The sequence below is a fragment of the Photobacterium sp. WH24 genome, from assembly GCF_019204055.1.
In the GTDB taxonomy this organism is placed as follows: domain Bacteria; phylum Pseudomonadota; class Gammaproteobacteria; order Enterobacterales; family Vibrionaceae; genus Photobacterium; species Photobacterium arenosum.
The window spans coordinates 410,827-425,196 of record NZ_JAGSOZ010000001.1 but is presented as its reverse complement, the minus strand read 5'-3'; the positions used below and the strand labels follow the sequence as shown (position 1 = coordinate 425,196).

Annotated in this window: 14 protein-coding genes; 5 read left to right on the top strand and 9 right to left on the bottom strand. The window is 50.7% G+C overall.

Going from position 1 to position 14,370, the window contains the following annotated elements; genetic code table 11:
- Nucleotides 1–4: 4 nt before the first annotated feature.
- The 3 genes from plsX to yceD are packed head-to-tail and all read right to left on the bottom strand — an operon-like array spanning nt 5 to nt 1,749.
- Entirely contained in the window at nt 5–1,033 is a 1,029-nt protein-coding gene (plsX, locus tag KCG43_RS01810; protein ID WP_192015196.1) for a phosphate acyltransferase PlsX, read from the bottom strand.
- 9 nt (nt 1,034–1,042) lie between these two features.
- Nucleotides 1,043–1,213, bottom strand: coding sequence for a 50S ribosomal protein L32 (rpmF, locus tag KCG43_RS01805; RefSeq protein ID WP_192015195.1), 171 nt, complete (start codon nt 1,211–1,213; stop codon nt 1,043–1,045).
- A gap of 5 nt (nt 1,214–1,218) precedes the next feature.
- Complete coding sequence (gene yceD / locus KCG43_RS01800; protein ID WP_027253513.1) at nt 1,219–1,749, bottom strand: 23S rRNA accumulation protein YceD; 531 nt, start codon at nt 1,747–1,749, stop codon at nt 1,219–1,221.
- A 231-nt stretch (nt 1,750–1,980) separates the two neighbouring features.
- Between yceD and KCG43_RS01795 the strand changes: the two genes are divergently transcribed.
- Nucleotides 1,981–2,562, top strand: a complete 582-nt coding sequence (locus KCG43_RS01795) for a nucleoside triphosphate pyrophosphatase (protein ID WP_218382973.1) — start codon at nt 1,981–1,983, stop codon at nt 2,560–2,562.
- Between the two features lie 5 nt (nt 2,563–2,567).
- On the opposite strand, the gene rluC is transcribed toward KCG43_RS01795, so the two are convergent.
- Nucleotides 2,568–3,512 (bottom strand): 23S rRNA pseudouridine(955/2504/2580) synthase RluC, encoded by a 945-nt coding sequence (gene rluC, locus KCG43_RS01790; RefSeq protein ID WP_218382971.1) that lies wholly within the window; start codon nt 3,510–3,512, stop codon nt 2,568–2,570.
- Between the two features lie 465 nt (nt 3,513–3,977).
- Here rluC and rne point away from each other — a divergent pair, with 465 nt between their 5' ends.
- Nucleotides 3,978–7,247 (top strand): ribonuclease E, encoded by a 3,270-nt coding sequence (gene rne / locus KCG43_RS01785; protein ID WP_255557823.1) that lies wholly within the window; start codon nt 3,978–3,980, stop codon nt 7,245–7,247.
- 124 nt (nt 7,248–7,371) lie between these two features.
- Here the strand turns inward: rne and KCG43_RS01780 are convergent, their stop codons facing one another.
- The 3 genes from KCG43_RS01780 to KCG43_RS01770 all read right to left on the bottom strand — a co-directional run bounded on the left by KCG43_RS01780 (nt 7,372) and on the right by KCG43_RS01770 (nt 10,459).
- A complete protein-coding gene (locus KCG43_RS01780; protein WP_218382969.1) occupies nt 7,372–7,845 on the bottom strand; it encodes a low molecular weight protein-tyrosine-phosphatase in 474 nt (157 codons plus the stop codon).
- A 262-nt stretch (nt 7,846–8,107) separates the two neighbouring features.
- A complete protein-coding gene (locus KCG43_RS01775; protein WP_218382968.1) occupies nt 8,108–8,959 on the bottom strand; it encodes a universal stress protein in 852 nt (283 codons plus the stop codon).
- 9 nt (nt 8,960–8,968) lie between these two features.
- Nucleotides 8,969–10,459 (bottom strand): SulP family inorganic anion transporter, encoded by a 1,491-nt coding sequence (locus tag KCG43_RS01770; RefSeq protein ID WP_192015189.1) that lies wholly within the window; start codon nt 10,457–10,459, stop codon nt 8,969–8,971.
- 287 nt (nt 10,460–10,746) lie between these two features.
- Between KCG43_RS01770 and KCG43_RS01765 the strand changes: the two genes are divergently transcribed.
- Nucleotides 10,747–11,079, top strand: coding sequence for a YnfA family protein (locus tag KCG43_RS01765; protein ID WP_192015188.1), 333 nt, complete (start codon nt 10,747–10,749; stop codon nt 11,077–11,079).
- Between the two features lie 172 nt (nt 11,080–11,251).
- Complete coding sequence (locus KCG43_RS01760) at nt 11,252–11,809, top strand: NADPH-dependent FMN reductase (RefSeq protein WP_218382967.1); 558 nt, start codon at nt 11,252–11,254, stop codon at nt 11,807–11,809.
- 121 nt (nt 11,810–11,930) lie between these two features.
- Here the strand turns inward: KCG43_RS01760 and KCG43_RS01755 are convergent, their stop codons facing one another.
- On the bottom strand, nt 11,931–12,389 hold the full coding sequence (locus tag KCG43_RS01755) for a glycine zipper 2TM domain-containing protein (protein ID WP_192015186.1): 459 nt from the start codon (nt 12,387–12,389) through the stop codon (nt 11,931–11,933).
- A 186-nt stretch (nt 12,390–12,575) separates the two neighbouring features.
- Between KCG43_RS01755 and cobO the strand changes: the two genes are divergently transcribed.
- Nucleotides 12,576–13,181 (top strand): cob(I)yrinic acid a,c-diamide adenosyltransferase, encoded by a 606-nt coding sequence (gene cobO / locus KCG43_RS01750; protein WP_218382966.1) that lies wholly within the window; start codon nt 12,576–12,578, stop codon nt 13,179–13,181.
- On the opposite strand, the gene KCG43_RS01745 is transcribed toward cobO, so the two are convergent.
- Nucleotides 13,182–14,228, bottom strand: a complete 1,047-nt coding sequence (locus KCG43_RS01745; RefSeq protein ID WP_218382960.1) for a metal-dependent hydrolase — start codon at nt 14,226–14,228, stop codon at nt 13,182–13,184.
- Between the last annotated feature and the right edge of the window lie 142 nt (nt 14,229–14,370).

Here is a 14,370-nt window from a genome sequence, read left to right as displayed (position 1 = left end):
AAGACTAAAAATGCCTCTCAAGTAGTACGTGTTCCAAACGGTCACTGATTTTTGCCGGTATCTTCCGCTTGATTTCATGTACTGCTTCACCAATTGCATTGGTAAAAGCAGCAATGTCAGCACTTCCATGGCTTTTAACGACAATACCGCGCAATCCTAACAGACTTGCGCCATTGTACTGGTCGGGGTTCAGGCTTTGTATCTGACGGAACAGGTCACTAAACAGCCACTTAGCGATCAATCGCTTGATAGGATGCTGGCTGACAGCCTGTTTAAAGCTCTCTATAAAGAGATTAGCAACCCCTTCGCTGGTTTTCAGGCTAACATTGCCGACAAAACCATCACAGACAACCACGTCGGCTTTACCGTCATACAGTTCATTGCCTTCAACATAGCCAATGTAATGTACATCCGGCGAACGGCTCAGCATAGATGCACAGCGTTTAACAAGATCGTTGCCTTTTATTTCTTCAGAACCAATATTGAGCAGGGCCACTTTGGGCGGCCTGCCCGTCATTTCCTGCTCCGCCAGTACCGATCCCATCACAGCAAACTGAAACAAAGTATCAGCATCACAAGATACATTGGCACCCAGATCCAGCAGCCATGTTTTGCCACCGCGGCGGCTGGGGATTGCGGACACTAAAGCAGGACGCTCCACGCCGGGTAATTGCTTCAACGTATAGCGAGCCAATGCCATAAGAGCGCCGGTATTCCCTGCACTGACACAGGCATCCGCGTCACCTTCTGCCACAGCATCCAATGCCCGCCGCATAGACGAACCCTGGCTTTGGCGTAATGCTTGAGACGGACGAGTGTGATCAGCGATGGCACGATCGCAATGGACAACAGTCAGACGGGGATGATGAGTAGAATTGAGCGATGAGAGTTGAGCGGTGATTGCACTTTGATCACCGAAGAGGAGCAGATTTAGCGACGGGTATTGTAACAGTGCCTGCACGGCGGCAGGCACTGTTACCTGAGGACCGAAGTCCCCACCCATTGCATCAAGTGCAACGGTTAGACCAGTCAAGGTTCAACCTTATTTGTTGATAACCTTGCGGCCACGGTAAAAACCGTCAGCAGTCACGTGGTGACGCAGATGGGTTTCACCGCTGTTCTGATCGACAGATACAGCAGCGCCAGTCAGTGCATCGTGTGAACGACGCATACCACGTGCTGAACGTGATTTTTTGCTCTTTTGTACGGCCATTAACCCTACTCCTTATTACTTTTACTCAAGTTTTTTAATACTGCAAACGGATTCGGACGCTCATCAGCAACAGGGATCTCACCGAAGCTCATACCTGATGCAGTGACTGAACAGTCAGCTTCATCATGCATTGGCACTTGCGGTAACTCCAGAATCAGCTCATCTTCGATGAGTTGAAGCAGATTGATCTCACCATTTTCGTCGACTTCAGCCGGCTCATAAGCTTCCGGAAACTCATCTGCTTCCTCGGGTCTGAGGAGCGGACTATAACAGAAATCCACACTGTAATGGTGTTGGAATTCTTCCTGACATCGCTGGCAGGTTAACATCACATCAACATCAGCATGCCCACGCATGAATGCGATATGACGCTGGTCAAAGTCAAATGATAAGATGACGTTTGCATCACTTAAAACGCTGGAAGCCGATTCAGCCAGACGCTCTAAAAGCTCGGCTTTGATGATGCCATCATAGTCGAGCTTTTTTTGAGCAGCGCGGACCGGATCTACCGTCAGCGGCAATTTTACCTTTTGCATAGGGCGCGAATATTAGCCTTCTAATTGGTTTGAGTCAAAGGAAATGTGTCCGAAATCCCAGCTTTTGACCATTTCCCCCCAAGGGGTTTTCATTGCCCGTCCAAGTCCATGGTACGGCAGGTATAATAAGGTTGGTTCTGAGTTAAAACTAGCGTAGATTTCAGCTTATTGCTCCCCCAATCTCTGGGGGTAAAAACGCACTGAACACACCTACACACATTGAGTCAAATCATGAAACAACCGCTACTTCTGGCTTCTACTTCTCCCTTCCGTCGCAGTTTGCTGGAGAAGTTCGGTTTACCGTTCGACTGCGCATCACCCAATATTGATGAAACACCGTTTCCTGATGAATCGGCTGAAACACTGGTAAAACGGCTGGCTGAAGCCAAAGCCCGAGCATGCCGGGCAGAACATCCGTCTCATATCATCATCGGCTCGGATCAGGTCTGCGTCATTAACGGCAAGATAGTGGGTAAACCTCATACCGCAGAGCAGGCCTGTGCCCAGCTCGCCGCCGCCAGCGGTCAGACAGTCACTTTTTATACTGGCCTGTGCGTCTATAACGCTCAGACTGATAACAGCGACGTCATCTGTGAACCCTTTCTCGTGCATTTTCGCACTCTGACTCTGGTTGAGATCCAACGTTATATTGAACGTGAACAACCTTTACAGTGCGCCGGCAGCTTCAAAAGCGAAGGCTTAGGTATCGCGTTGTTTGACCGCCTTGAAGGCCGGGATCCCAATACCCTGATCGGTTTGCCCCTCATCAGTTTACGGGAGATGCTGTCCCGACAGGGTATTGACGTCCTTTGAATGCATTAACGCTGGCGAAGCGCCTCCAGCGTTCTGTTGAGCATGGCATCCATGGGCGCATTGATTTCCACTTTCTCACCCGAGTGCGGGTGTTCAAACTGAATATTCGCTGCATGTAAAAAGAGACGATTCAGCCCGGCCGTCTTGGTATACGCATCAAAACGCGGATCACCGTATCTGTCATCCCAGGCAATGGGGTGACCTGTATACTGACAGTGCACACGGATCTGGTGCGTACGACCTGTGACCGGACTGGCCTGCACCAGCGTGGCCTCTGTAAAACTTTCCAGTACTTTAAAACGTGTATCAGACGCTTTACCGTTCGGATTAACCCGAACAATACTGTTGACTTCGTTTTTCAGCAGCGGAGCGGTGACTTTACGGCACTCTTTCGGCCACTGCCCCATGACTAACGCAAAATAATATTTCTGAACCGTTTTCTGCCTGAACTGTTCCTGAAGTTTACGCAGGGCTGAACGTTTCTTTGCTATCAGCAAAATGCCTGAAGTGTCTCTGTCTATCCTGTGTACTAACTCCAGAAAGCGCGCATCCGGGCGCAACGCCCGCAGTGCTTCGATGGCACCAAATTTCAGGCCACTGCCACCGTGTACAGCAGTACCTGACGGTTTATTGAGGATAAGCATGTGCTCATCTTCGTAAATGATGCAATTTTCCAGCTCAGCGACTTTGTCCAGTTTAGTGCTGACAGGTGCCGCTGCTTCTTTCTCTGGCAAGGTCACAGGCGGTACTCTCACCAGATCCCCTTCCTGGAGTTTGTACTCCGGTTTTATCCGTTTTTTGTTTACTCGCACCTCACCCTTACGCAAAATCCGGTAAATCATACTTTTGGGCACGTTTTTCAGTCGGGCACGGAGAAAATTATCAATCCTTTGCCCGGCAAAATCATCAGCAATAGCGATGAATTGCACTTTTGGTTTGTCATCTTTCATAGCCCAAGATTCTATCACGGCTATAAAGCAGATTGCCGCAAAAAAGTCACCCTGCTATGATTGCAGTCTGGAATAGGGGAATTTCCCACTTTCCGTGCCATGACGGTCATATTTTCGTCATGATGAATGTTTTTTATCCTGCTCTGCTTGGCGTCGCTGCAATAGGCGTAAGACGATAAGTCATGCAGAGTCATTATTAGTGTTCCGATTGCAGATTTTTTATCGGTGTTAGAGATACAACCGCGATGACGCGGTGTTACCGGCTGAGTACCGTAGGGTCTTAAAGCCACTTTTAATGGTCTTATACCATCTTTAAGTACAGCTGGCAGATACGTGTAGCCATAGAGCACTCCTGAAACATCCAACCGTGAGGTTGCAACCGTAAATCAGACTTGGGGTCAGGCAGCATCGGTAGAAAATCCAATATTGGCTCACTAAAACAACGACAATAAATGAGTACACAGAATGAAAAGAATGTTGATCAACGCAACTCAGAAGGAAGAGTTGCGCGTCGCATTAGTGGACGGTCAAAAGCTATTCGATCTTGATATCGAAAGCCCAGGACACGAATCTAAGAAAGCAAATATCTACAAAGGCCGCATTACCCGTATCGAACCTAGTCTTGAAGCCGCTTTCGTCGACTATGGTGCCGAGCGTCACGGTTTCCTCCCTCTGAAAGAAATTGCACGCGACTACTTCCCAGCCAACTACACCTATCAGGGTCGTCCTAATATTAAGGAAGTGCTGAAAGAAGGTCAGGAAGTTATCGTTCAAGTGGATAAAGAAGAACGCGGCAACAAAGGGGCTGCGCTGACAACCTTTATCTCTCTGGCGGGAAGTTACCTGGTACTGATGCCAAACAACCCTCGTGCCGGCGGTATATCGCGCCGAATCGAAGGGGAAGAACGCACACAACTGAAAGCCGCACTGAGCACCCTGCAACTACCGGATGGCATGGGCCTGATCGTACGTACTGCTGGCGTGGGCAAATCCGCTGAAGAACTGGAGTGGGATTTAAACGTACTGCTCAATCACTGGAGTGCAGTGAAAGAAGCCGCCGATGCCCACCCTGCTCCTTTCCTGATCCATCAGGAAAGTAACGTGATTGCCCGTGCTATTCGTGACTATCTGCGCCGTGATATTGGCGAGATTTTGATCGACAGCCCGAAAATCTTCGACCGCGCCCGCGATCACATCAAACTGATACGTCCTGATTTTCTGCCTAAAGTAAAACGTTACGAAGGCGAAGTACCGCTGTTCAGCCACTATCAGATTGAAAGCCAGATTGAATCGGCTTTCCAGCGTGAAGTGCGACTGCCTTCCGGTGGTTCTGTGGTTATTGACCCGACAGAAGCTCTGACTTCTATCGATATCAACTCAGCCCGCGCCACGAAAGGCGGTGATATCGAAGAAACCGCGCTGCAGACCAACCTGGAAGCGGCCGACGAGATCGCCCGTCAACTGCGTTTGCGCGACTTAGGCGGCCTGGTGGTTATCGACTTCATCGATATGACCCCGGTTCGTCACCAGCGTGAAGTGGAAAACCGCCTGCGCGAAGCCGTGCGAATGGACCGTGCCCGCGTGCAAATCGGCCGTATCTCCCGCTTCGGCCTGCTGGAAATGTCACGTCAGCGTTTAAGTCCTTCTCTGGCTGAAGCCAGCCACCATGTCTGCCCACGCTGTACAGGTACAGGTGTGGTACGTGATAACGAGTCGCTGTCTCTGTCTATTCTTCGCCTAATTGAAGAAGAAGCACTCAAAGACAACAGCTCTCAGGTACAGGCTATCGTACCGGTTGCTGTCGCGTCCTACCTGCTGAACGAGAAACGTCGCTCTGTACAACACATCGAAAAATATCACGATGTAAGAGTGGTGATCGTTCCTAACGCTGATATTGAAACACCGCATTTTGAAGTGCTGCGTGTACGTACCGGCGAAGAAAAAGACACCTTGTCTTACCACATTCCGCAAGTGCTGGAAGCTACACGTGAGACAGAAGCAGCGGAAGCGGCACCAGAGCGTGCAACCAAAAAGCGTGAAGAGCCCATTCTGCAAGGATTTACTGCGCCAAAAGCACCAGCGCCGGTTGTTAAGCCTGCTCCTGCCACAGTCTCTGAGCCGACGGCCAAAGCAGAAAGCAAGCCTGGTCTGTTCCAGCGACTGTTCAGCGCTCTTGCCAGCTTCTTTAGCAGCACCGCTGAAGAGAAGCCTGCAGAAAAGCCAGAGACTACACCTGCCGTACGCCAGGATAACCGACGTGACAACCGTCGTGATAACCGCCGCGGCAAAGACGGCAGCCGTCAGGGTCAGAGCCGTAACCGTCAGGATGATGATCGCGATTCACGCGACGCGAAAGCTGGCGAAAAAGGTCAGCGTCAGCAGCGTCGTCGCAATGAGCGTCCTAAGCAAGACCGTAACGCCCAGGCTGAAAAGCCAGCGAAAGCGGCGGCACCGCGCACAATAGCTGATGAAGAAATCAAAGAGCAAAAACGCCAACGCCGCGATGAAGTGCAAAAGCAACGCCGTAAAGAAAAGCAGCAACAGGCTGAAACGGCAGAGGTAATTGACACCGTTGAAGCGACCACCGACAACGTTGAGCAACCAAAGACCGAGAAGGTAAAACAACGCCGTCAACGTCGCCAGCTGCATAAGAAGATCCGCCTGGAATCTGCAGAGCTGCAGCCAGCCGGTGACACAGAGCAAGCTCCTGCTGCGGTCAGCGATAAGACGCCAAGCCGTGTTAAGAACGTCGGTATCGAAATGGCCAAAGAAGCCAACTCTGCCGCTGAGCTAGAATCTGCCGATGTGCAGTCGGAAACAGATGCTCAGGAAGGTCAGGAAGGTCAACGCCGTAACCGCCGCTCACCACGACACCTGCGTGCCAGCGGTCAACGTCGTCGCCGCATCCGCGATACGCGTCCTCAACAGGATGAAGACCAGGTCGATCAGGCAGTCTCTGATGCCATTACCCATGCGGTAGAAGAAGTGTCTGACAGCCTGGGCGAAATGGAAAACGTGGTCTCCATTGTTGAGCGTCCTAAGCGTCGTCCAACTACCGGTGTGGCGTCTCCTGAAATGGCAATGGGTAAAGTCTGGCCTCGTCACGACAAGCCAGCTGTCCATGCAGAAGATACCGCCGCAGAAGATAGCGCCGAAGAAACTGAAACCCTTGCAGTAGCAGTACAGGCTGAGCAATCCGCCGAGGCACAGGCTGCATCACTGAGCGGTGTGGCCATGCCGGAACTGGCAATGGGTAAAGTCATGCCACTTCGTCAGACTGCAGCGCAAAGTGAGCCAGTACAAGCCCGCGTTGAGCAAGCCGAAACGGCAGCTGTGGCTGAAGCACCTGAAACCACCCAGGTTTCTGAGAGCGCGGCTCCCGACACTGACGTTTCCGTGCCTCTGGTAGCAGAAACTGTCACTGAAGCCGTCGCAGAAACTGTTGCGGAAAAGCAGGCAGAAGAAGCCAGTCCGCAAGAGACCGTTGAACCGCCTGTTATGGCCCAAGTGACAGCAGCCGTTAAGCAGCAAGTGACGGCAAGCGCACCCCGCGGGATTCACAGCGTGTCTCCGATGACTAAGGCACCTGCTCCGCAGCAAGTGCTGGATACGACACCGGTAGCGATTGCACCATTACGTACCAGTCAGATTCAAGCCCGTCAGGCAGGTAGTCAGACAGCAACTAACGTTGCTTCGGCGCCAATGACCAAAGCAGCCTCAGAGAAACAAGAGTAACTCTGACGCAGCAATAAAGACAAAAAGCCATGCGTTTGCATGGCTTTTTACTTTCTGTGTTTCGGATTAACGTACATCTCCAGTCAGGCCACTTAACTCAGAGCCACTTACAGTGCACGCCAGATCACCTTTGTTTCAGACCAGCAACTATCCTGTCCGCAGCAGCTTCGATTAAATCCAGCACATGCTCGAAACCCTCCTCGCCGCCATAGTACGGGTCCGGTACTTCATCTTCCTCTGCATCCGCAAAGGCCAGTAACAAGGACAGCTTAGAAAGATATTCTGCCGGGCAGATGGTTGTCAGATCAGACAAATTTTGCCTGTCCGCAACCAGAATTAAATCAAACTTTTCGAAATCGCCGACAACTATCTGGCGGGCGCGAATCCCCTCAAAGCTGTATCCTCTGGCTTCCCCGGCAGCACGCGAACGACTGTCCGGCCGTTTTCCTTCGTGATACCCAATCGTACCTGCAGAATCGATCTCAATCTCGACGCCCGCTTTCACTGCCTTAGCACGCAACACAGCTTCTGCGGTTGGCGAGCGGCAAATATTGCCCATGCAGACTAACAGCACGGACGGTTTTCTCTTATCTGGCATCCATTTCCCTCATCACTATCAGGTTATCTTTACGCTTGATTACAGAGTACGCATCCCTGCCAGGTCAATGCAATATCCAAACAAGCACAGCCTATCTGTGTCTTGCCTGTCGTTGTTTGCACTGAGCTGCCACAACCACCACAGCCGCATGACGGATCACAGAGGTCAAACAATCACCACCGCCATAGGCGGTGGTTTAGAGGCGACAAAAAAAGGGAGCGAAATCGCTCCCTTTTTGTCTGAGTCTCTGATGTTCTTTGCGTTATCGGATTAACAGCATAGGAACAGTGGCATCCACCAGAAGCCGGGTGGTATTACTGCCGACAAAGAACTGGCGCAGCTTAGAGTGGCCGTAAGCCCCCATCACTATCATGCCAATCGATTTTTCCTGCTGATATTGCAAAATTGCACTGCCTACTGATCCCGTCAGGCACACTTTAGTAACGTTAATACCTGCGTTGCTCAGGGTCTCGGCCGCAGACTCAAAGGCGTCGCGTTTGTTGTCAGCATCTTCCACCATCACTAAGTGGCACGCCATCCCCTTGAGTAATGGTGTATCAATGGCCTTCTGCACCAGCTTCTGGCTGGTTTCGCTGCCATCAAACGCCAGCAGATACTCAGCCGGTTCACTGAAATCGCCGTTAGCAATCAGAGTGTGGGTCGAAAATGCCCGCACCACACTTTCCAGCTGCGAGCCAATCGCCTTGGCATCCTGCTGATGTAACTCGCCGGATTTACCCAGCACCAGTACCCGAATTTCCGGTTCCAGTTCCAGTAACGTCTCGACAAGATGCCCATGCAGTTGCTGTTTCACCACAGCAGGGACGCCAGTATCAGTGACCAGAGATTCCAGATCATTGAGCAAAGCTTTGCTGTGCTGTATTTCCAGTTTGGAGCGTTTCTCATCCAGCTCGCTGAGCTCTTTCAGTAACGCCTCACGGCTGCCCAGACCAATTGTCCCGGACAACTGAGAATCAGCCTGATAACGGTCTTTATCCAGAACGTGCAGCAGTTTTAGCGGTGTATCCAAACGCTTGGCTGTCCAGGCTGCCAGTTCCACCACGGCTTTCGAGTAATGCTGGCCGTCTATACATGCGGTAATATATTGCGTCATGATATCTCCTTAATGGCCGCCCATCAGTTTTTCAACTTCTTCCGGCTTGTCATGAACACCAAATTTATCAACTATGGTCGCTGTTGCTTCATTCATGCCAATGAGATCCACCTGAGTACCTTCGCGGCGGAACTTAATGACCACTTTATCCAGCGATGAGACGGCTGTGATATCCCAGAAGTGGGCTGATGACAGGTCAATAGTGACACGCTCCAGCACTTCCTTGTAGTCAAAAGAGGCTAAAAATTGATCTGAAGAGGCAAAAAAGACTTGTCCTACAACACGATAAGTTCTTGCTTCGCCATTTTGTTCCAGATCACTCTTCACCACCATAAAGTGGCCGATCTTGTTGGCAAAGAACAAGGCTGCCAACAGAACCCCGACAAAGACACCGATAGCGAGGTTATGTGTTGCCACGACCACAGCAACGGTGGTGACCATCACAATATTGGTAGAAAGCGGATGTGATTTCAGATCTTTAATCGAAGACCAGGAGAAAGTACCAATAGACACCATAATCATGACAGCAACCAGTGCAGCCATTGGGATCTGCTTGATCCAGTCGCTGAGAAAAACCACCATGATCAGCAGGAACAAACCCGCGATAAAAGTTGATAATCTGCCACGGCCACCGGACTTGATGTTGATAATCGACTGACCAATCATGGCACAACCAGCCATACCGCCCAGGAAGCCCGTCGCAATATTTGCAACCCCCTGACCTTTACACTCACGGTTTTTGTCACTGCTGGTGTCAGTGAGATCATCCACAATTGTGGCTGTCATCATGGACTCCAGCAAACCGACTATGGCCAGGCCAGCTGAATATGGCAGGATAATCCATAAGGTTTCCAGGTTCAGCGGAACATCCGGCCACAGGAAAACAGGCAGTGTATCAGGCAATTGCCCCATGTCGCCAACAGTGCGAATATCAATGCCAAAGGTCAATGTGACTGCAGTAATAACAAGAATACACACCAGTGGCGATGGAAGAACTTTGCCGACATAAGGCAAATAAGGGAACAGGTAGATAATACCCAAACCGGCCGCCGTCAGAGCATAAACGTGCCAGGTTACATCAGTCAGTTCAGGTAACTGGGCCATAAAGATCAAAATGGCTAATGCGTTAACAAATCCCGTGACGACCGAACGGGAAACAAATCGCATTAAATCACCCAATTTCAGATACCCGGCCGCGATTTGCAAGATACCGGTTAATACTGTGGCTGCCAGCAGATACTGCAAACCATGCTCTTTGACCAGAGTCACCATCAGCAGCGCCATGGCACCGGTTGCCGCTGAAATCATGCCAGGACGGCCTCCGGTAAACGCAATAATTACCGCGATACTGAATGAGGCATACAGGCCGACTTTCGGGTCAACGCCGGCAATAATGGAAAAAGCAATCGCTTCTGGAATAAGAGCCAGTGCAACTACAAGCCCAGACAATACATCACCACGCACATTGGATAACCAATCGCGCTTTATCGTTTCTATCATAAAATTTCTCAAAAATTTGTGTAAACAAGAGGTTAGAAAGATTAGGGGTGGGTTGTCGGCTAAGGCGGCGTAATTGACATCTGTCTCTCCATGGCGTGTAAAAAGTGTGATCCTATTCACTCCTTTCGACCTAGTCAATAAAAATGCCTTTTTATCCAATCTGTTCGGGATCAGGCGCAACCTGAGTAAACCGAATGAAAAATATCTGCTGCTTCAGTAAATCCCCCTGAAGTGAAGCCATTATGGTTAAATAGCGCCTGAAAACCCACACACTGAAAATACGCCCCATGACAGAACTGAAAACCCTGATGCTGTTTTTATTCACCGCACTGGCAGAAATACTTGGCTGCTACCTTCCCTATTTATGGCTGAGGGAAGGCAAATCCATTTGGCTGTTGTTCCCTGCTGCTATTTGCCTGGCGCTGTTCGCCTGGCTTTTGTCTTTGCACCCCACAGCGTCCGGCCGGGTATACGCTGCCTACGGCGGGGTTTATATCTTCGCTGCCATATTCTGGCTATGGTTGGTTGATGGCATCCGCCCTACGTTTTGGGATTTGCTCGGTGCGTCTGTCGCCATTACGGGCATGTGTATCATCATGTTTGCACCAAGGCATACATAGATATTTTCATCCGGTAAGGCTAATGCATATCTGTCAGTCTTTACTGCCAGTCTTACCTCAAATCGCACTGCAACGACATCAAATAGTGCTTTGCCCTTCGTCATTCACGGCGAATCACCACTACACTTGAACATTGACGTTATTAGCCTGTGTCAGTATTCAAGGAAAAAGTATGAAAAAATTATTAATCATCTTCGGCAGTACCCGGCCTAACCGTGGTGGCTTACCAGTTGCTGAGTGGGTAGTACAAGAAGCAGAAACTGCAGGACAGTTTGAAGTGGCATTTGCTGATCTGAAAACAGTGAACTTGCCCTTACTGGACGAACCTGATCACCCTGCCCAGCAAAAATATACCCAAGCTCATACTAAGCAATGGAGCCAGGCCGTCACTGCTGCGGATACCATTCTCTTTGTGACCCCGGAGTACGACTACTTTCCCCCTGCCGCATTAGTCAACGCCATTCAATTTCTGGCCAAAGAATGGGCTGGAAAGCCAACCGGTATTGTCAGTTATGGCGGGGTGTCCGGCGGGCTGCGTTCAACTCAGGCATTACGGCTGCTGCTGTCTGGCGTCGGTACGCTTACCCTGTCTGCTTCCGTGCCTATTGCCTTTTATAACCAATACATTAATGACCAAGGCGTGCTGGAAGCCAATGACGCAATGAAAAAAGGTCTCACGGGTTTGCTGACAGAATTGCAAAGAATGACCGAGCTTGTCGTGAAGGCATAAACGCTGGCCAGACTCATCCGAAACATCAGACAGGCCACAAGATAATGGCCTGTCCAATTCTACCCGTGCAAGCTAAACCACAGGACTATTTATCGGTGAAGCCTCAGCGCTAAAGAATGGACTACTGAGGCACTACCCGTGCAGTTCTGCCGGTGACATTAATCCGGACTTTCTGCCCCACCCGAAAAAGCATATTAGGATCAACAGCCTGGACGATGGCTATGGTTTCGCCTGAATCGAGTTTAATCGTCAGATTCACACCGTTACTTTCCGACAGATTCTGTGAGGCTTTACTCCCGGCATAACCACCCAGCAAACCACCCCCGATGGCAGCAATGTCTGAGCCGCTGCCGCCACCGATTTTCGATCCCAGTATCCCGCCCACAGCTGCACCGGCTATGGTGCCAACCACATTCTGCTCACCTTCTAAGGTCACAGGATCAATCTGAACAATAGTGCCGTATTTCACTTGCTGGATCTGCTGTGCCTGAGATCGGCCATAAGAATCACCGTAAGGGTTTCTTGCACAGCCACTCACTGCCAGCGACACAATGAAAAAGACGAAAAGGACGAATTTCACAACATCACCTTCCTTACCTGCTAGGGTTCACGCTAAAAGTATAGCAATCCCTATTTTCCTCCATTGGCTAAGGAATGAGAGAGTCAGGTTGTCATTAAACCGCCAATACCACTTGCGTCTTATGCTCTGCTCGAACACAATCATCTCTTTTCTATTCCGCAGGAACGCCAACTTAAAGAGGCAGTTATGGCAGACGAACACAATAAACAGGATCGTTACAAAACCCGGCAGCAAAAAGTCAAAGAAGAAGTCGATGCCCGAGTGGCTGCAGCTCAGACAGAAAAAGGCATCCTGCTGGTCATTACCGGTAACGGTAAAGGTAAATCCACCTCTGGTTTCGGCACTATTGCCCGCGCGGTCGGTCATGGTCAGAAATGCGGTGTCGGTCAGTTTATCAAAGGCACCTGGGATAATGGCGAGCGGAACCTGCTAGAACAACACGACGTCACTTTCGCTGTCATGGGCACAGGATTTACCTGGGACACGCAAGACAAAGAAGCCGATACACTCGCGGCGCAGACCACCTGGACTGAATGCAAAAAAATGCTGACAGACGCCAGCTATGACGTGGTATTGCTCGACGAGCTGACTTACATGCTGACTTACGGCTATCTGGATATCGATGAGGTGCTGGACACTATCGCGCAGCGCCCACCGGAGCAATCCGTGGTGGTAACAGGCCGCGCGGCTCACCGTCGCCTGACTGACATGGCCGATACCGTTTCAGAAGTTCGCAACATCAAACACGCCTTTGAGAGCGGTATTAAAGCCCGCAAAGGCGTAGACTGGTAATCAGGACGACGGCAGCGCCGAATGATGACAGGCCTCAGACGTATGGCAGAGGTCTGCATCAATATCCTGACTGCCCAACAGGCGCAGCCACAAAGAAGGTAAATGTTTTATCCGCACCGCAGGACTGCTCAATTGCACTGGCAGCGGGAATTGCCAGTCTTCATTGTTCTCCCGGCTGGCAAACACAAACCGGAACGGCAGATAATCCACCATGCCCAGACGCAGATCTGTGGCGATGATCTGGCTGCCGTTATCTTCATAGCGAATGAACTGACGGGTAAAACGTTCAAGCGCCTGTAATGTTGAAGGCTTGTCGGTCAGTGGCCAGTGACCGCGGGCTTTATCAAGAAAGTCTACAGTGTCTGATTCATCCAGCAGTGACGACAACCCTTCCCAGTAGCTGTCCTCGCCTAACACCACAATTCGCCATAACACGGTATTAAAAGGCGTTGGCGAAACAAAAAGCGGCTTGCCTTCCAGTGGCGTGCCTGCCACCTGATTTTCTACTCTCTGCTCAATCATGTGCATCGCCACTACTGACCATAACAGGTACAGACTGGACAGGATAACACCGGCTTTGCACAGGCTGGCAATACGATCACGCCACAGCAGCGCTGCCAGCAACGTCACTAACAGCGGCAGGGTATAAAGCGGATCAATAATGAAGATACTGGACACCGCCACGCTGACAGGTAAAGGCCACAAAAGCTGAGTACCGTAAGCGGTAAAGGCATCCAGAATGGGATGGGTGATCAGGCAGGCCGCCACCAGGCCCCACAACCGCAAGAAACTGAATGAGCTGGCTGGCCGCCATCGGTGCCAGCACCACGCCAGTAACAACGAAAGCGGAAACAGCACAAAAAGAGAGTGGCTGAAGCCGCGATGCTTCACCATATCCGATACAGGATCGCCATAATCGATCAACACATCCAGATCCGGCAAGGTTCCCAGCATGGCACCGGCCACCAGCACTTTGGGTGAGGCTTTTCGGCCAGCTATCATGCCGGCAACAGCAGCGCCCAACGCCGCCTGTGTAACTGAATCCAAGGTCACTCTCCATGGTTTTTTGCTGATTGTACCAAACCGCTCAGTCAGAGATAGCCCAACTACATTATCAGTAACAAAATAGCGGCAGGCACTAAAAAGGCCAGCGGTTTACCCGACTGGCCCTGATCTCATTGGTTTGACG